Annotated in this window: 15 protein-coding genes; 8 read left to right on the top strand and 7 right to left on the bottom strand. The window is 57.9% G+C overall.

Features of this window, described 5'->3' with window-relative positions; genetic code table 11:
- Positions 1-46 precede the first annotated feature (46 nt).
- Genes entF through fes form a run of 3 tightly spaced genes read right to left on the bottom strand, consistent with a single transcriptional unit; the run spans position 47 to position 5,323 of the window.
- On the bottom strand, positions 47-3,904 hold the full coding sequence (gene entF, locus LBF07_RS17040; RefSeq protein WP_094934411.1) for an enterobactin non-ribosomal peptide synthetase EntF: 3,858 nt from the start codon (positions 3,902-3,904) through the stop codon (positions 47-49).
- Positions 3,901-4,113, bottom strand: a complete 213-nt coding sequence (locus LBF07_RS17035; protein ID WP_048980779.1) for an MbtH family protein — start codon at positions 4,111-4,113, stop codon at positions 3,901-3,903. The genes entF and LBF07_RS17035 overlap by 4 nt, the downstream gene beginning before the upstream one ends.
- Positions 4,114-4,123: 10 nt before the next feature.
- A complete protein-coding gene (gene fes, locus LBF07_RS17030; protein ID WP_094934412.1) occupies positions 4,124-5,323 on the bottom strand; it encodes an enterochelin esterase in 1,200 nt (399 codons plus the stop codon).
- Between the two features lie 146 nt (positions 5,324-5,469).
- On the opposite strand from fes, the gene LBF07_RS17025 reads away from it, so the two are divergent.
- From LBF07_RS17025 to LBF07_RS17005, 5 genes are all read left to right on the top strand, one after another.
- On the top strand, positions 5,470-7,710 hold the full coding sequence (locus LBF07_RS17025; protein ID WP_094934413.1) for a TonB-dependent siderophore receptor: 2,241 nt from the start codon (positions 5,470-5,472) through the stop codon (positions 7,708-7,710).
- Between the two features lie 81 nt (positions 7,711-7,791).
- Complete coding sequence (gene entD / locus LBF07_RS17020; RefSeq protein WP_094934414.1) at positions 7,792-8,442, top strand: enterobactin synthase subunit EntD; 651 nt, start codon at positions 7,792-7,794, stop codon at positions 8,440-8,442.
- A gap of 158 nt (positions 8,443-8,600) precedes the next feature.
- The gene (locus tag LBF07_RS17015; protein ID WP_094934415.1) at positions 8,601-9,161 is read left to right on the top strand and encodes a type IV secretion protein Rhs; all 561 of its coding nucleotides are present in this window, start codon (positions 8,601-8,603) and stop codon (positions 9,159-9,161) included.
- Positions 9,158-9,511 (top strand): putative T6SS immunity periplasmic lipoprotein, encoded by a 354-nt coding sequence (locus LBF07_RS17010; protein WP_094934416.1) that lies wholly within the window; start codon positions 9,158-9,160, stop codon positions 9,509-9,511. The genes LBF07_RS17015 and LBF07_RS17010 overlap by 4 nt, the downstream gene beginning before the upstream one ends.
- Positions 9,512-9,513: 2 nt before the next feature.
- A complete protein-coding gene (locus LBF07_RS17005) occupies positions 9,514-10,014 on the top strand; it encodes a type VI secretion system tube protein Hcp (protein WP_094934417.1) in 501 nt (166 codons plus the stop codon).
- 84 nt (positions 10,015-10,098) lie between these two features.
- Here the strand turns inward: LBF07_RS17005 and LBF07_RS17000 are convergent, their stop codons facing one another.
- From LBF07_RS17000 to betT, 4 genes are all read right to left on the bottom strand, one after another.
- Complete coding sequence (locus tag LBF07_RS17000; RefSeq protein ID WP_075203913.1) at positions 10,099-10,554, bottom strand: SymE family type I addiction module toxin; 456 nt, start codon at positions 10,552-10,554, stop codon at positions 10,099-10,101.
- A gap of 316 nt (positions 10,555-10,870) precedes the next feature.
- Entirely contained in the window at positions 10,871-11,098 is a 228-nt protein-coding gene (locus LBF07_RS16995; protein WP_094934418.1) for a hypothetical protein, read from the bottom strand.
- A gap of 202 nt (positions 11,099-11,300) precedes the next feature.
- Positions 11,301-11,585, bottom strand: a complete 285-nt coding sequence (gene nadS / locus LBF07_RS16990; RefSeq protein WP_048975940.1) for a NadS family protein — start codon at positions 11,583-11,585, stop codon at positions 11,301-11,303.
- A 137-nt stretch (positions 11,586-11,722) separates the two neighbouring features.
- Positions 11,723-13,756 carry a choline BCCT transporter BetT gene (betT, locus tag LBF07_RS16985; RefSeq protein WP_224435047.1) on the bottom strand — a complete coding sequence of 678 codons (2,034 nt, stop codon included), beginning with the start codon at positions 13,754-13,756 and terminating at the stop codon, positions 11,723-11,725.
- 128 nt (positions 13,757-13,884) lie between these two features.
- On the opposite strand from betT, the gene betI reads away from it, so the two are divergent.
- From betI to betA, 3 genes are read left to right on the top strand one after another with little or no spacing between them, the layout of a single operon-like run.
- Positions 13,885-14,472, top strand: a complete 588-nt coding sequence (gene betI / locus LBF07_RS16980) for a transcriptional regulator BetI (RefSeq protein ID WP_094934420.1) — start codon at positions 13,885-13,887, stop codon at positions 14,470-14,472.
- A 13-nt stretch (positions 14,473-14,485) separates the two neighbouring features.
- On the top strand, positions 14,486-15,958 hold the full coding sequence (betB, locus tag LBF07_RS16975) for a betaine-aldehyde dehydrogenase (protein WP_094934421.1): 1,473 nt from the start codon (positions 14,486-14,488) through the stop codon (positions 15,956-15,958).
- A 13-nt stretch (positions 15,959-15,971) separates the two neighbouring features.
- Complete coding sequence (gene betA / locus LBF07_RS16970; RefSeq protein ID WP_094934422.1) at positions 15,972-17,636, top strand: choline dehydrogenase; 1,665 nt, start codon at positions 15,972-15,974, stop codon at positions 17,634-17,636.
- Positions 17,637-17,661: the final 25 nt, after the last annotated feature.

The raw sequence follows: 17,661 nt of genomic DNA, 5'->3' as shown, positions 1-17,661 counted from the left end.
AGGGAGCACCCCCTCCCCTCGCCCTGTGGGAGAGGCGCTTTTGACGTTACCCCAATATCTCCCTCAACACCGGCCCTATCTTCTCAAACGCCTGCGGTGAAATGATATCCACGTGGGCGCAGTCCTGGCTGTACACCTCAAGCTCCGCCACCCACGGCGCCCAGGCGACCTGCGGATCCATCGTTCGCGTGCGCTCGGCGACAAACAGCGTCGCTTTGCCGTCAAAGCGCGCGCTGCGCGCCGTGGTGAGCAGCCGCACCGCGTCGGCGTAGTTGCCCTCGATAGCGTTAAACAGCTCGCTGGAGCCCTGACCCTGCTGGGCGGCAATAAACGCCTGACGCTCGCGCTCGATTTCCGCCAGCACCTCGGGGTCGAGGCCGTTGGCCTCTTTCTCCGACCAGTTCTGGGTTTCCGGCGGCCAGGTGTCCAGCAGGCCGAGGAAGGCCACCGCTTCACCCTGCTCGCGCAGACGGGCGGCAATACCCTGCGCCAGCGTGCCGCCGAGGGAATAGCCGAACAGGTAATACGGCCCCTGCGGCTGCTGTTTACGCAGCGTAGCCAGGTGATGCTCAATCACCCCATCCAGATCCGCACGCTGCTGCATTGGACCGTCCGGACGCGGCGACTGAATGCCGACGATGGACCAGCGCGGGCTGAGGTAGCGTGCCAGGACGCTAAACTGCCAGGCAAAGCCGGACGCCGGGTGGAAACAGAACAGCGTCGGGCCGTCGCTTTCGCGCAGCGGAAGAAGGGTTTCATACCCCAGTCGCTGCGCCTGCTCGTCGCTCATCTGCGAGTCCAGCAGCGCGCTGAGCTTGCTCACCGTCGAGGCGACCATTATCTGCCCCGGCGTGACCCTGCGGCCAAACGTGCGGCTGAGCTGTGCCGCCAGGCGCATCGCCAGCAGCGAGTGTCCGCCGAGGGCAAAGAAATCGGCGTCGATATCGTTCACCTCGCAGCCCAGCAGGACAGAAAACGCCTGCGCGACGGCGATTTCGGATTCGTTTTCCGGCACGCGTCCGGAGGTTTTACTCGTCAGCTCCGGCAGCGGCAGCGCCTTGCGATCCAGCTTGCCGTTCGCGCTGAGCGGCAGCGCGCTGATTTGCAGCAGCACCACCGGCACCATGTGCGGCGGCAGCTGTGCTTTTAGTGCTTCCATCAGCGCGTCGCGATCCAGCGGTAAGCCGGATTCGGAAACCACATACCCCACCAGCTGGCGGGCATCGCCGCCGGTGGCTGCCGCCTGGTTGAACACGCAGGCGTGCGCCACGGCCTGGGCCACGTCCGGCAGCGACAGCATCGCCCGGTCGATTTCGCCCAGCTCGATGCGCTGTCCGCGGATTTTTAACTGGTCATCGCTGCGGCCGAGATATTCCACCGCGCCGTTGTCCAGCCAGCGGGCAACGTCGCCGGTACGGTACATCCGCTCGCCCGGGGCGAACGGGTCGGCAATAAAGCGGCTGGCGGTGAGCTCCGGACGGCCCAGATACCCCTGCGCCAGCTGAATCCCGGTGAGATAAAGGTCCCCCGCCACGCCAAACGGCACCGGGCGCATCATCGCATCCAGAATGCGCAGCCCCGTGTTCCACACCGGGAAGCCGATCGGCACGCTGTTGCCTTGCACCGCCGCCAGCTCGGGGCCAAACGCCGGATACCAGCTGACGTCAACCGCCGCTTCGGTTGGGCCATACAGGTTGTGCAGCGGCGCACGGGTGAGCTGCTCCCACTCGCGGCACAGCCCGGTCGGCAGCGCTTCGCCGCTGCAGAACACCTGCTTAAGCGTTCTGCAGCAGTCGACGTTTTCCGGCGTCAGCGAGGCGACAAACGCCGCCAGCATCGACGGCACGAAGTGGGTAGTAGTCACGCCGTACTGCGCGAAGAAGCTCTGCATCGCCTGCGGATCGCGGTGCGCGTCCGGCTCGGCCATCACCAGCTTCGCCCCGGCGATAAACGGCCACCAGAACTCCCACACCGACACGTCAAAGCTGCACGGCGTTTTCTGCGCCACCACGTCCGTCGCGTCCAGCGGGTAGTGGTCCTGCATCCACTTCAGGCGGTTAACGATGGCGGTATGGCCAACCATCACCCCTTTCGGACGCCCCGTCGAACCGGAGGTAAAGATGATGTACGCCGTCTGCTCCGGCTTCGCCAGTCGCAGCGGTTTTACATCCGCAGCCGGTAAAAGGGTGTTGTAACTAAAGGCAGTAATCGGCAGATCGCTAAAGCGCGGAAGCTGCTCGTCGGTGGTAATGAGCAGGGATGGCTTCGCGTCTTCCAGCATCATCCGCAGGCGGTCGTCCGGGTAGCCGGTGTCGAGCGGCAGCCACGCGGCGCCGGCCTCGACGATGCCGTGCAGCGCCAGCGTCAGGAACACCGAGCGCGGCAGGGCCACCGCCACGCTGTCGCCCGGCTTCACGCCGCGCGCGCGCAGCAGGTTTGCCAGCGCCACCACCTGCTCGCGCATCTGGCGGTAGCTGAGCTCAATATGCGCGTCCGCCAGCGCGGGGGCGTCCGGCGTTTTGCTCGCCTGCTCCGCCACCAGATCCGCCAGCGTGGTGGCCGGCAGCGCCAGCCCGGTATCGTTGATGCGCGCAAGCCTCTGGTATTCCTGCTCTGAAACGGTTTCCACTTCGCCGCAGCGCAGGTCCGGGTTGGCCGCAAACTGCATCAGCATCGCGTTCAGGCGCGCGACGTGACGGGAAAGCGTCGCCTCATCGTAACGCTGCTTACTGGCGAGGATCTCAATACTCAATCCGCCCTGTTCGTCCGGGAACAGCGCCAGCTCAAGGTCGTTCACCGGGCCTGTGGCCAGCGTGTGGGTGATGGCCTCCACGCCGTCGATATCCAGCTGATAATCAAACACCTTCACGTTCAGCACCGGGCCAAACAGGGCTTCTTCGCCTGCGGCACGCCCGCTGTCGCGCACGATCTGCTCGGCGTCGTAGCGCTGGTGGCGGCGCATTTTTTTCAGCTGGTTGGCCAGGCGTAGCGCCAGCTCCGGCAGGCTCTCCTGCGGGTTGATATTCACCGCCAGCGGCAGGACGTTGAGCACCGGCCCGGTCGCGGTCAGCGCGGCGGAGCCCATGCGTCGCATAAAGATAAACCCGGCGGCGTAGTCCAGCCTTCCGGTCAGGCGGCCCAGCCACAGCGCCACCAGCGCAATAGCCAGATCGGTACGCTGCGCCTGCCCTGCCGCCTGCGCAAGCTGGCTAAAGGCGCGACCGTCGGCGGCGATTTTGAGGCGCAGAATATCGGTAGTGGCGGCGCGTCCCGGCAGCGGCGCGGAAGAGAGCGAGACCGGAGAAGGAAGCTGCCTGCGCTGCTCCGCCCAGAAGGCGCCGTCGCGCTGATACGCCTCGCTGTCGCGATAGCGCTGATACTCTTCCACCACTTCGGCAAATGGCGTAAACGGGGAGTCAGGAGTCGATTCATCCTTTTTCCACGCGGCGTAAATCGCGGCGATCTGGCTGGTAATGGCCGGGAAGCTGAAGCCATCCACCACCAGATGGTGATAGCGCTGATACCAGTACCAGTGGCTTTCACCCACCTGAATCAGCTGGTGAAACGCCAGCGGCTGACCGCTGTCGACGCGCAGGTTTTGATTGAGATCGGCCTCCATCAGCGCCACGGCATCTTCGTGAGAGGCAACGCGAACGATGGACGGCTCCGGCAGAACGTAGGTGTTATCCACCCACTGCCACACCTCGCCGTTCTCCTCGGCAAAACGCATCCGCAGGGTATCGGCCTGCATCATGCCTTCAGCGATGGCTTTTGCCAGCAGCGGCGCGTCGATATCGCCTTTCAGCTCGGTGTAGTGCGCCACGCTCCAGGCGTTTGGCAGGGAAGAAAGCTGTTCCGCCATCCAGATACCCGGCTGGGCGGCGACGAGAGGAAGACGGTTCATGCGCTCCCCTCCGCAAAATGGGACGGTTCAAGCGTGCGCCAGTGCCCGGCCAGCCACTGCTGGCACGCCTCCTGAGACTGCGCTTCGCACACCACGCGCCACCCCGCCGGCAGTTCGCACTGCTGCGGCCACAGGCTGTACTGCCCACGGTCGTTTTGCAAAATGGCGAACTGTCCCTGCGGATTATCGAAAGGATTGCTGAATTCCATACAGACTCCGTTATTGAATGAGCGGCTGCCAGAGGGTCATCAGCCCCTGCGTCAGCCCACCGCGCCAGCAAAGCGCATCGTGTCCGCCGTCAACCTGACGCCAGGTAACCTGCTGCTGCGCGTGTAGTTCGGCGTAAATAGCCTGATTGGCATTGAAAATCAGCGGCTCGTTGCGCCCGGCCTCGAGGACGATACGCAGCCCGCTCGCGGTCAGCTCACCGGCTCTGAGCTGTTCGATGAGGCGCCCTTCCTGCTGCCCACCGCGGTGCGGCCACCAGTACGAGCCGGACTGGCTCAGCACGCAGCCAAACCGCTGCGGCCAGCTGAGGCCAGCATAAAGCGAAGAGAGTCCGCCAAAGCTCTGGCCCGCCACCACGGTACGGTCGGCGCGGTCGCTGAAGGGGGCGAGATGTTTTACAAGAGGGAGAAGTTCTTCCTGTACCGCCAGCCAGAAATCGGGGTTACAGGGCAATTCGCGGTTGCGGTGTTCCATGTCGATCGCATCGATTAATACGTAGACCGCAGGGGGCAGTTGGCGCCCGGTGGTGAGCGACGTCAGCGCAGGCCAGACGGGCATGCTTTCGGCCCAGAACTGCCCGTCGAGCAGCACCGCCAGCGGGCGCTCGGGGCCGTCATCCCCGGTGGTAAAAATCCACACGCGGCGACGGTTGTTGAGACGCTCGCTGTTCCACTCGATGCAGACCGGCGGCTGATACGGCGTATCGGGACGGTCCCAGCCGGGCTGAACGGGCGCGTCCGGCATCTCCAGCGCCGAAACGGCATGACCGCGCCCGCCGCGCCAGCTCTGCCGATTCAGCGGGTCGGAAACCGCGTGCGGCAGCAGCCTGCGCCAGCCTTCGCGCAGCGCCATGCGGTCCGGCAGTTCGCCTTCAAACACGGTATCGGCAAAATCGTTTTCATTTACAGAAGGGATAAAACAGTAGCTCCCGCGCCACTCGGGGCTGAATTCGCCCTGCCACTGCCAAACGTCGGTATCAGGAATGCGCTCGAGGGACTGCGGGCGGGCATTTTGATGGTGATCGGTCACGCCGGTAACGTAGAGCCAGACGCGTTTGACCAATGAGGTTTTCTGCGTTCCTGCCGGATCCCGCCACCAGAAGGTGACGCGACACTTCTCCTTCTGACGTTCCCATTCAGGTCCGTTTTTCGACTGCCACCACGCTTCACTTCCGGTTGTTAACGTCGTCACCCTTATAACCCCATGTTTCACAGTCTTTTTTGTTTCAGAGCAAATTTTATTGATAATATTATTGATAACTATTTGCATTTGCAATAGCGTAATGCCCGCGCTGTGGGAAGCGCGCTCATTAAATAACCATAAAAGCGGGACGTACAATGAATAAGAAGATTCACTCTCTGGCCTTGCTGGTCAATTTAGGGATTTATGGTGTCGCGCTGCCCGCCATGGCAGACGACAACACCGCCTCTGCGCAGCACGAAGATACGATGGTGATCACCGCCGCCGAGCAGAATTTACAGGCGCCGGGCGTGTCGACCATCACCGCCGACGAGATCCGCAAAAACCCGCCCGCGCGCGACGTGGCGGAAATCATCCGCACCATGCCGGGCGTTAACCTCACCGGGAACTCCACCAGCGGCCAGCGCGGAAACAACCGTCAGATTGACATTCGCGGCATGGGCCCGGAAAACACCCTGATCCTGATCGACGGCAAGCCGGTCACCAGCCGCAACTCTATTCGTCTGGGCTGGCGCGGCGAGCGTGACACCCGCGGCGATACTGGCTGGGTGCCGCCGGAGATGATCGAGCGTATCGAAGTGATCCGCGGTCCGGCAGCCGCGCGCTACGGCAACGGTGCGGCAGGCGGCGTGGTGAACATCATCACCAAAAAATTCGACGACCAGTGGCACGGCTCCTGGAACACCTACCTGAACGCGCCAGAACATAAGGACGAAGGTTCCACCAGGCGCACCAACTTCAGCCTGAGCGGCCCGCTGGGCGGCGACTTCAGCTTCCGCATGTTCGGTAACCTCGATAAAACCCAGGCCGACGCGTGGGACATCAACCAGGGCCACCAGTCCGATCGTACCGGTGCCTACGCCAACACCCTGCCGGCTGGCCGTGAGGGCGTGGAGAACAAGGACATCAACGGCGTGGTGCGGTGGGACTTCGCGCCTATGCAGTCCCTGGAGTTCGAAGCGGGCTACAGCCGCCAGAACAACCTCTACGCGGGCGACACGCAGAACACCAACAACGACAGCGCGCTGGTGAAGAAGAACTACGGCAAAGAGACTAACCGTATCTACCGCCAGAACTTCGCGGTGACCTGGAACGGCGGCTGGGATAACGGCATCACCACCAGCAGCTGGGCACAGTACGAACACACCCGCAACTCCCGCCTGGGCGAAGGTCTGGCGGGCGGTACGGAAGGCTTGTTCAACAGCAATAAATTCACCGACACCGACCTGGCCGACGTGATGCTGCACAGCGAGATCAACCTGCCGATTGATTTCCTCGTCAACCAGAACCTGACCCTGGGCACCGAGTGGAACCAGCAGCGCATGAAGGACTCCACCTCCTTCACGCAAACCCTGCAGGGCGGCACCATTCCGGGCATGACAAACGACCGCAGCCCGTACACCTCGGCGGAGATTTTATCCCTGTTCGCCGAAAACAACATGGAGCTGACCGACAGCACTATGCTGACCCCTGCCCTGCGCTTCGATCACCACACTATCGTCGGCAACAACTGGAGCCCGTCCCTGAACCTGTCGCAAGGTCTGGGCGATGACTTCACGCTGAAGATGGGGATCGCGCGCGCCTATAAAGCGCCGAGCCTGTACCAGACCAACCCGAACTACCTGCTCTACAGCAAAGGCCAGGGCTGCTACGCCAGCTCCGACGGCGTGGGCTGCTACATGATGGGCAACGACGACCTGAAAGCGGAAACCAGCATCAATAAAGAGATTGGTCTGGAGTGGAAACGCGACGGCTGGCTGGCGGGCGTGACCTGGTTCCGCAACGACTATCGCGACAAGATTGAAGCGGGCTACGCGCCGATCGGTCACACCTCTTCCGGTAAAGTGCAGACGGATATCTACCAGTGGGAAAACGTTCCGAAAGCGGTCGTCGAAGGGCTGGAAGGCTCCCTGAACGTGCCGGTCAGCGACACGATCAACTGGACCAACAACATCACCTGGATGCTGCAGAGCAAAAACAAGGAGACCGGCGACCGTCTGTCGATCATTCCGGAGTACACGCTGAACTCGACCCTGAGCTGGCAGGTTCATCAGGACGTGTCGCTTCAGTCGACCTTTACCTGGTACGGCAAGCAGCAGCCGAAGAAGTACAACTACAAAGGTCAGCCGGTGACCGGGTCTGAGAAAGACGAAATCAGTCCGTACAGCATCGTTGGCCTGAGCGCGACCTGGGACATGACCAAAAACGTCAGCCTGACCGGCGGCGTGGATAACGTCTTCGACAAACGCCAGTGGCGCGCGGGTAATGCCCAGACGACCGGAAATTCCACCACCGGTGCATATATGTACGGTGCGGGAGCGTATACGTATAATGAGCCGGGCCGCACCTGGTACATGAGCGTGAATACGCGTTTCTGATTCAGGCAGTAACTCCCCCCTCTCCCCGTGGGAGAGGGCCGGGGTGAGGGCATCAGGCCGCACAATTCTGAAGGGAAAAACATGCACACAACCCACACCACGTTCATTATTGCCGGCCACACCGTCCACAACGTCACCTTCGACCCCACCACCTTCACCGGCGCCGACCTTCTCTGGCTCCCCCACCACGCTGAGCTTGCAAACGCCGGACGCAAACGCAAAGCCGAGCATCTGGCAGGCCGCATCGCCGCCGCGCATGCGCTCGGCGCGATAAATGAACGCGCGATCCCCGGCATCGGCCCCAGCGGCGAACCGCTCTGGCCGGAAGGAGTTTCGGGGAGCATCACCCACAGCGGCGCGCAGGCGATGGCGGTTGTCGTCCGTCATCCAGATGCGCTGGTGGGTATTGATTGCGAAGCCATTCTTCCAGACCGGGAAGCCCGCGAAATCCAGGACGGCATCGTTGATGCGCAGGAAGCGATATGCCTGACGCACTCGGGCTACCCTTTTGCGCTGGCGCTGACGCTGGCATTTAGCGCAAAAGAGAGTTTGTTTAAGGCGCTCTTTCCACAGGTGAAAACTTATATAGGTTTTGACTGCGCTCGTATTATGACACTCGATGAAAGAACACTTACGCTGGCCCTGACCCGCCCACAGGCTGAGTTTAAAGAAAATACGCTATTTACAGTTCACTGGTTACTTGATGGTAATCAAGTCATCACTTTGCTGTAACGCGCGTCAGACATCGAAAATGTTTATTCAGCCACTCTTTCACTTCTTTTATTTCTCGCAATGCGAGAAACACTTTTTAGGAATATATCAATCTTCTTTTCCATTTCTGCAGGAGTAGGATAAAACCCCAATAACCATAAAATTTAAATGGATTTATAATGCCGGTAAATGAACGCATTATTCCCACCTCAGGAACCCCGATTAACCCAGGCGGTATCCGACAACTCACCATCGGTGAGATAGCCCTCGCGAAGACGCTTTACGGTTACAGTATCCATTATCATCTGGTGTGGGTGCACAGGGAAGGTTATCTTCCTTTTAATCTCCAGCCTGTCGATATAGCGATGAGTCCCAATGGTGAAATGTGGTTTAGAGAAGAAACTTATTCACCTGATTTCTCTTTAGAGGACGACTTAGTTAAGAAGCATAGATTTATGCATGAGATGATGCACGTCTGGCAAACACAAAAGGGGATGTTTGTCAGGACCAGAGGATTATTTTCCGGTATTGCTGACTATACTTATAGCTTAGATAAAGTAGATTTATTGCATTATGGGTTAGAGCAGCAAGCATCGATTGTAAGCGATTACTGGTTATTGAAATATTTTGGTCTGGACAAAAATCAGAGTTTACTACAATACCGGGATCTGCATCTTAAAGAAACGCTCTATTACCTCCTGAATAAATATAAAACAGTTTTAAAAGGATTTCCCGGATGAAAAAACTGCTGGTTATTATTGCTATGTGTATTTCAATTACCGGTTGTCCTGGTGGTAAACGAGCCCCCAAAACACGACTAACTTTTATTAACGGCAATTATATTTGTTTCAGCATAAATAAAAATGACATTTTGAAATATTATACAATTTATTCAAGCAAAGCCCATCAGATAAGCATAGTGACGGGATCCGGATACGGTGATTTAAACGCTTCCTATCCTGATACTTGTATGAATATTAAATGGGAGTATGAACATACTTACGTAATTCACTACGGCTTAAATGGCAAAGAATATGTACATCAGTTCGATATCGATAAAAATGGCAAGCTAATAAATTTAGGAGAATGATAATGTCACTACCCGCTTACCTATTTCTCTACGATGAGCACGGAATGCTCATACAGGGCGACTGTATGATGCCAGGTCGAGAAGGTGCTATAGAAATCATGAACAGCAGTTACGGCATAAAACAAGCCGTCGATAGCCATACCGGAAATATGACCGGAACAAGACAGCATGGTCCGGTTACTCTGCATAAGCAATTAGATAAAGTGAGTCCTTATCTTGCTGTTGTCGCTTGCGAAGGAAGACGCCTGCAAAAAGCAATTATTAAATATTATGAAATTGTTGAAGCGGGAGCGGAAACAGAGATCTACACCATCACACTTGATAGCGTGGTAATTTCATCTCTGGATTTCACGCATGTATACTATCCGGGCAGCTCTGCGCCTAACATGCATGAAGTGGTAGGCTTACGATTCCGTGGTATTCAATGGAATTATCTCAAGGGCAATATTATTTATGATGATTTATGGATGAAACCTGCGCAGAAAGAAAAAACTAGAGCATAACTATCCTGATTGATCTAATAAAATATTAATATATGTGGTTGCTCAAAGCGCGATCCTGGCATTCCCAGGATCGCCTCGTGATGTTTACCGCTCCCCTTTTCCACTTTCGTTCACTGGCAAATCCCCCGTATCAATTAACGCTCCCGGAAACGTCTCCAGCCACTTCATCATTTTCAGCTTATTTGTATACGTTGCGCTGACGCCTTCCAGACAGCCCCACAGCTCACGGGAATTTTGCGGCGTAATCACAATACAATCCGGCATCACGCGGATCTTCACGGCTATTCCTGCTTTAAACCCTGCGCGGGTTAACCACGCGCCGGTTAACGGCAGATAGTTTCGCTCCATTCGGGTATAAAGTTCAACACAGGCGGAACCCGCCTCTCCTCTTTCATGAAGATACGCAGAGTGAACCGGCTCGTCATGCAACGCCCGGATGCGTTTTTTGCGTAGCTTCTCGCGATTTTCTTGCTGAATCTCTAGATCTGCATTTTCTGTTTGGGCAATAGCCCGCTCTGGCATAGAATTCTTCGCAGCCATAATCAACTCCTGTTTAGTTGTTTGTGGTTAGCGGTATGGAGGTGGTCGCACACCTTTGTACCGCGATTCCTTTTCTTACTTTTTTACTTATGCTTCAGAACTCAATTGTTAGGTTAACAGCCACTATTATATAGCCATGGATAAATACACAGGGGATTAATAATGAAGGTTGTGTGGAAAATGCGAGATAGCTCGAGAAAAGTTAATATATATCCGATTTAACATTACCACAGCGAATATATCAAAACCCAAAAATAACCCGAGTCAAGGTAACGATCAAATAGAGGGTGATATTACTATCACCCCCTGCGCTTAACTAACGATACTTACGAGAGTAATTTGTTTTGATTACTGTATTGATGTAACTGTTCAGTCCCTGCCCTGCTGAGGCGAGTTCTTTCAACTTGCTTACACTTGCAGCGCCCGGTTTGACAGAATCGTAAACGTAATTCATTCCATCGCTGAATCGAACTATAATTGAATCATGGGTTGTTTCATAAAAAACCACGCCAGAATCACCACCTTTATTAGAATAAGCTGGCATATTTTCATCCTCATTTGATCGCAGCAAAAATGTCTGCCAGGACGTTATATGCCTAAAATGGCAGTTTTTTCTTGAACCAGATCATTAATCTATTAATGAAATCTATATAAAAATTCTTATCTCTCGCGAGACTATCAATTATTGCATTACATCTAGCATCCAAAAGATTCCAATAACATCTGAAAAATTTGATGCTGTAATATCACTGCCCAGCAAGCGCTCTGAAAAAGGCAGGATTCTCCCGAATCACATTCAGCACTTTCGCCGCCAATCCCGTTGGGTTACGGCGTTTAGACTCCCAGCTTTTTATCGTATCAACGCTCGTGCCAAGCGCCTTCGCCATCTCACTTTGCGTGACATTGAGCTGTTCTCTGATTGCGCGAACATCTGCAACTTCATAGCGAGTTACTCTCGAAGCTTCTTTCCTTCCGCTATGGATCTCAAAAGCCTCTTCAAGCGAAGATTTCAGTTCATCATAGATGCTCATTCTATACCTAGGAAAAACATAAAGGAGTACATAGTACACCCCAAGTTAGAGATATAATAAGCACTATTTGAAAGTGCGGGGCCAGATTCATAACAATCTGGCCCCGCAACTTTCATGCACTATTATCAGATCAAGCCTCAAACATCCGGGAACATCACGCTATTTCCCGGCGCTTCCCTGTGCAGATGGATAAAGTTCAGGTGCCGTTCATACTGGTCCAGAATGTCCGTAATCACCTGCTCCTTGCTGTAGTCCATCAAATCATTCCCCTGGCTCCCTTCCAGCAGGAAGGTCTCAAGCCGGTAGTAGGTCGATTTCCCGCTGCGCGCCCGGTAGGTAAACCCGGGTACCGAATACTGCTGCGGCCAGATCTGATAAACAAAGTTCTGCTCGTCGCCCATGTGCACCAGCAGATCCAGGTGCCCCAGGGTCTCGCCCTCCTCCGGCGGCAGGTTTTTCAGCTCCACGTAGGCTCCACGCAGCTTCAGCTCCTGCGCAACCTCTTCCATCGCCGGGAAGCAGACCGTCTCCATCATCTGTTTGGTGTAGCGCGTGCCCGGGTAATTCATCAGGCGCGAGAGACGTTTCTTCCAGCTCAGCCTGTCCTGCGCGCCCATCGGACGCGGCGCGGTGTCGCGGCTGGCGCTGACGCGGCGATAGTCTTCCACCTTGAGCGATTTATACAGCCCGGCCATCACGAAGAAGATGACGAAGCTGAACGGCAGGCCCATGATCACCGTGGTGTTCTGCAACGCCGAAATGCCGTTGGTCATCAGCATGCCGAGCGTCAGCAGGCCGATGGCGACGGACCAGAAGATGCGCAGCCAGTTCGGCGCATCGCTGTTGATATCTTTGAGCTTCGAGGTGAAGTTACCCAGCACCAGCGCGCCGGAATCCGCCGAGGTGACGTAGAACAGCAGGCCGGTGATGGTCGCCACGGAGGCGCTAAAGGTAAACGCCGGGTACTGCGCCAGCAGGCTGTAGAAGCCGCGCTCCGGGTGCGCCATCGCTTCCTGCGCGAAGGTGGCATTGCCGTGGATGATCTCATGCAGCGCGCTGTTGCCGAAAATCGACAGCCACAGCAGGGTAAAGGTGAACGGGATTATCAGCGTGCCCATCACGAACTGGCGGATGGTGCGGCCACGCGAAATACGCGCCAGGAACAGGCCGACAAACGGCGACCACGCCACCCACCACGCCCAGAAGAACAGCGTCCAGCTGTTCATCCACTCCACCGGACGGTCGAAAGCGAAGCTGTTCAGCGTCATGCCCATAAAGCGGTTTACGTAGTCGCCCACGTTGAGCACTAGGGCATTGAGCAGGAACGAGGTATCGCCCATAAACAGCACGAACAGGATCAGGCCCAGCGCCAGCGCCACGTTCAGCTCGGAGAGCACGCGGATGCCCTTATCCACGCCCGACGTCACCGAAATGGTGGCGATAATCACCGACAGCGCTATCAGCGCCGCTTTGGCCGCCATCGAATCCGGGATATCAAACAGCACGCTCAGCCCGTAGTTGAGCTGCACCACGCCAATCCCGAGCGTCGTCGCAATACCAAAGATGGTGCCGATCACCGCCGCGATATCGACGCTGTGGCCAATCGGCCCGTTAATCTTTTTACCGAAGATCGGGTACAGCGCGGAGCGGATGGTGAGAGGCAAATTATAACGATAGCTAAAGTATCCGAGCGCCATGCCCATCAGGGCGTACATCGACCAGCCCGTCAGGCCGTAGTGGAACAGCGTCCAGACCATCGCCTGGCGCGCGGCCTCCATCGTCTGCCCTGCCTCTTCCGGCGGCTGCATATACTGCGTGACCGGTTCCGCCACGGAGAAGAACATCAGGTCAATGCCGATGCCCGCGGCAAACAGCATCGCGGCCCAGCTCAGCAGGCTGAATTCGGGCTTGGACTGCTCAGGCCCGAGCTTCACGGAACCAAAGCGCGAGCAGGCAATGCAGACCACGAAGACGATATAGAGCGTCGCGGCCAGCAGATAGTACCAGCCGAAGGTCTTCGACACCCAGTTCAGGGTGCGCCCAATCCACTCGGCAGAAAAATCACGAAAGAAGATGGTCGTCAGGGAAAACAACAAAATCAGCCCGGCGGAAGTATAAAAAACGACCGGGTTGATTTTGTCTTTTTCTCTGTCTTGTGAAAGGTCTGTCATCCAGTATCCCCACTGTTTTTGTAACTATTGAAATCCAAATCCGCAACAATTAAGACACATTTTATATTGAACGTCCAATCAAAAACCGCTTTAATGTATTACCAACGCTGATGAATGGAGTGGCAAAAATGCCCAAAGTGGGGATGCAGCCGATCCGGCGCAGGCAGCTTATCGACGCCACGCTGGAAGCAATAAATGAAGTGGGAATGCACGATGCGACGATCGCGCAGATCGCCCGTCGGGCGGGCGTTTCCACGGGGATCATCAGTCACTACTTCAAAGACAAAAACGGTCTGCTGGAAGCGACCATGCGCGACATCACCGGCCAGCTGCGCGACGCGGTTTTGAGCCGCTTACGCGCCCTGCCGGGCGCCAGCGCGGAGCAGCGCCTGCAGGCAATTGTCGGCGGCAATTTCGATGAAACCCAGACCAGCGGCGCGGCAATGAAGGCCTGGCTGGCCTTCTGGGCGAGCAGCATGCACCAGCCGATGCTCTACCGCCTGCAGCAGGTGAGCAGCCGTCGTTTATTGTCAAACCTGGTGTACGAGTTCCGCCGTGAGCTGCCGCGCGAACAGGCCGAAGAGGCGGGCTACGGCCTGGCGGCCCTGATCGACGGGCTGTGGCTGCGCGCCGCGCTGAGCGGCAAGCCGCTGGATAAGCCCCTGGCGCAGTCGCTCACCAGCCACTTTATCAGCCAGCATTTACCGACCGAATAACCGAGGAGAATTTATGTCCCGAATGGCAGAACAGCAGCTTTATATCAATGGTGGTTATACCTCCGCCACCAGCGGTCGCACCTTCGAGACCATCAACCCGGCCAACGGTGAAGTTCTGGCGAGCGTACAGGCCGCCGGGCGCGAAGACGTCGACCGCGCCGTGGAAAGCGCAAAACGCGGGCAAAAAATCTGGGCAGCGATGACCGCCATGGAGCGCTCGCGCGTTCTGCGTCGCGCCGTTGATATCCTGCGCGAGCGCAACGACGAGCTGGCGAAGCTGGAAACCCTCGACACCGGTAAAGCGTATTCCGAAACCTCCACCGTCGACATCGTCACCGGCGCGGACGTGCTGGAGTACTACGCGGGGCTGATCCCGGCGCTGGAAGGCAGCCAGATCCCGCTGCGTGAGACCTCATTCGTCTACACCCGCCGCGAGCCGCTGGGCGTGGTGGCGGGCATCGGGGCGTGGAACTACCCGATCCAGATCGCCCTGTGGAAATCGGCCCCGGCGCTGGCGGCGGGCAACGCGATGATCTTCAAGCCGAGCGAGGTCACCCCGCTCACCGCCCTGAAGCTTGCCGAAATCTACACCGAAGCGGGTCTGCCGGACGGCGTGTTTAACGTCCTGCCGGGCGTGGGCGCGGAGACCGGCCAGTACCTGACCGAGCATCCGGGCATCGCCAAAGTCTCCTTCACCGGCGGCGTCGCCAGCGGCAAAAAGGTGATGGCCAACTCGGCTGCCTCCTCCCTGAAAGAGGTGACGATGGAGCTGGGCGGCAAATCCCCGCTGATTATTTTCGACGACGCCGATCTGGATCTCGCGGCGGACATCGCCATGATGGCGAACTTCTTCAGCTCCGGCCAGGTGTGCACCAACGGCACCCGCGTGTTCGTACCCGCGAAATTCAAGGCCGCGTTTGAGCAGAAAATCGTCGAGCGCGTGGGCCGCATCCGCGCGGGCGATCTGTTCGATGAACGCAACAACTTTGGCCCGATGGTCAGCTTCCCGCACCGCGACAGCGTGCTGCGCTACATCGCCAAAGGCAAAGAGGAAGGCGCGCGCGTGCTGTGCGGCGGCGACGTGCTGAAGGGCGAAGGCTTCGACAACGGCGCGTGGGTCGCCCCGACCGTGTTCACCGACTGCACCGACGAGATGACCATCGTGCGCGAAGAGATCTTCGGCCCGGTGATGTCCATCCTCACCTATGAAAGTGAAGAAGAAGCGATCCGCCGCGCCAACGACACCGACTACGGCCTGGCCGCGGGCATCGTCACTGCCGACCTGAACCGCGCGCACGGCGCCATTCATCAGCTCGAAGCGGGCATCTGCTGGATCAACACCTGGGGTGAATCCGCCGCAGAGATGCCGGTTGGCGGCTACAAACACTCCGGCATTGGCCGCGAGAACGGCGTCATGACGCTGCAGAGCTACACCCAGGTGAAGTCCATCCAGGTTGAGATGGGTAAATTCCAGTCCATATTTTAACCGGGAGGTTTATTTGCAATTTGACTACATCATTATCGGGGCCGGCTCTGCCGGCAACGTACTGGCAACGCGACTGACTGAAGATCCGAATACCACCGTCCTGCTGCTTGAGGCGGGCGGGCCGGACTACCGCTTTGACTTCCGCACCCAGATGCCCGCCGCGCTGGCGTTCCCGCTGCAGGGCAAGCGCTACAACTGGGCGTATGAAACCGAGCCAGAGCCGTACATGAACAACCGCCGCATGGAGTGCGGGCGCGGCAAAGGGCTGGGCGGCTCGTCGCTGATCAACGGCATGTGCTACATCCGCGGTAACGCGATGGACCTCGACCACTGGGCCAAAGAGCCGGGTCTGGAGCACTGGAGCTACCTCAACTGCCTGCCCTACTACCGCAAGGCGGAGACGCGCGACGTGGGGCCGAACGACTACCACGGCGGCGACGGTCCGGTGAGCGTCACCACCTCGAAGCCGGGCGTGAACCCGCTGTTTGAAGCAATGGTGGAAGCCGGCGTGCAGGCGGGCTACCCGCGCACAGACGATCTCAACGGCTATCAGCAGGAAGGCTTCGGCCCGATGGACCGCACGGTCACGCCGCAGGGCCGACGCGCCAGCACCGCGCGCGGCTATCTTGACCAGGCCAAAAAGCGCCCGAACCTGACCATCCGCACCCACGCCATGACCGATCGCATTATCTTTGACGGAAAACGCGCGGTAGGCGTCGAGTGGCTGGAAGGCGAAAGCACTATCCCAACCAGAGCGACGGCGAACAAAGAGGTGCTGCTGTGCGCGGGGGCCATTGCCTCCCCGCAGATCCTCCAGCGCTCCGGCGTGGGCAGCGCAGAGCTTCTGAAGCAGTTTGATATTCCGCTGGTGCACGACCTGCCCGGCGTGGGCGAAAACCTGCAGGATCACCTGGAGATGTACCTCCAGTACGAATGCAAAGAGCCAGTCTCCCTCTACCCTGCCCTGCAGTGGTGGAACCAGCCGAAGATTGGCGCCGAGTGGCTGTTTGGCGGCACCGGCGTGGGCGCGAGCAACCACTTCGAAGCGGGCGGGTTTATCCGCAGCCGCGAAGAGTTTGAATGGCCAAACATTCAGTACCACTTCCTGCCGGTAGCGATTAACTATAACGGTTCGAACGCGGTAAAAGAGCACGGCTTCCAGTGCCACGTCGGCTCCATGCGCTCCCCGAGCCGCGGCCACGTGCGCATCAAGTCGCGCGATCCGCACCAGCATCCGGCGATTCTGTTCAACTATATGTCACACGAGCAGGACTGGCAGGAGTTCCGCGACGCAATCCGCATCACCCGCGAGATCATGCACCAGCCTGCGCTGGACAAATATCGCGGTCGCGAAATCAGCCCGGGTATCGAATGCCAGACCGACGAGCAGCTGGACGAATTCGTGCGTAACCACGCCGAAACCGCCTTCCACCCGTGCGGCACCTGCAAGATGGGTTACGACGAGATGGCGGTGGTCGACGGCGAAGGCCGCGTTCACGGGCTGGAAGGGCTGCGCGTCGTGGATGCGTCGATCATGCCGCAGATCATCACCGGCAACCTGAACGCCACCACTATTATGATTGGCGAGAAGATTGCCGACGCCATTCGCGGGCTCGAGCCGCTGGCGAAGAGCACGGCGGCGTATTACGTGGCGAACGGGGCGCCGGTAAGACGCTGAGGGTATTTCCCTTTACCCTGGCCCT

Source organism: Enterobacter cloacae complex sp. ECL352 (genome assembly GCF_020149545.1).
GTDB lineage: Bacteria > Pseudomonadota > Gammaproteobacteria > Enterobacterales > Enterobacteriaceae > Enterobacter > Enterobacter asburiae_B.
Note: the sequence above shows the minus strand (reverse complement) of the source record. Positions and strands in the feature narration are given on the sequence as shown.

Bases quoted from the DNA above. Each gene is read 5' to 3' on its own strand.
- entF (WP_094934411.1), bottom strand. From the start codon at position 3,904: ATGAACCGTCTTCCTCTCGTCGCCGCCCAGCCGGGTATCTGGATGGCG.
- LBF07_RS17035 (WP_048980779.1), bottom strand. From the start codon at position 4,113: ATGGAATTCAGCAATCCTTTCGATAATCCGCAGGGACAGTTCGCCATT.
- LBF07_RS17025 (WP_094934413.1), top strand. From the start codon at position 5,470: ATGAATAAGAAGATTCACTCTCTGGCCTTGCTGGTCAATTTAGGGATT.
- entD (WP_094934414.1), top strand. From the start codon at position 7,792: ATGCACACAACCCACACCACGTTCATTATTGCCGGCCACACCGTCCAC.
- LBF07_RS17015 (WP_094934415.1), top strand. From the start codon at position 8,601: ATGCCGGTAAATGAACGCATTATTCCCACCTCAGGAACCCCGATTAAC.
- LBF07_RS17010 (WP_094934416.1), top strand. From the start codon at position 9,158: ATGAAAAAACTGCTGGTTATTATTGCTATGTGTATTTCAATTACCGGT.
- LBF07_RS17005 (WP_094934417.1), top strand. From the start codon at position 9,514: ATGTCACTACCCGCTTACCTATTTCTCTACGATGAGCACGGAATGCTC.
- LBF07_RS17000 (WP_075203913.1), bottom strand. From the start codon at position 10,554: ATGGCTGCGAAGAATTCTATGCCAGAGCGGGCTATTGCCCAAACAGAA.
- LBF07_RS16995 (WP_094934418.1), bottom strand. From the start codon at position 11,098: ATGCCAGCTTATTCTAATAAAGGTGGTGATTCTGGCGTGGTTTTTTAT.
- nadS (WP_048975940.1), bottom strand. From the start codon at position 11,585: ATGAGCATCTATGATGAACTGAAATCTTCGCTTGAAGAGGCTTTTGAG.
- betT (WP_224435047.1), bottom strand. From the start codon at position 13,756: ATGACAGACCTTTCACAAGACAGAGAAAAAGACAAAATCAACCCGGTC.
- betI (WP_094934420.1), top strand. From the start codon at position 13,885: ATGCCCAAAGTGGGGATGCAGCCGATCCGGCGCAGGCAGCTTATCGAC.
- betB (WP_094934421.1), top strand. From the start codon at position 14,486: ATGTCCCGAATGGCAGAACAGCAGCTTTATATCAATGGTGGTTATACC.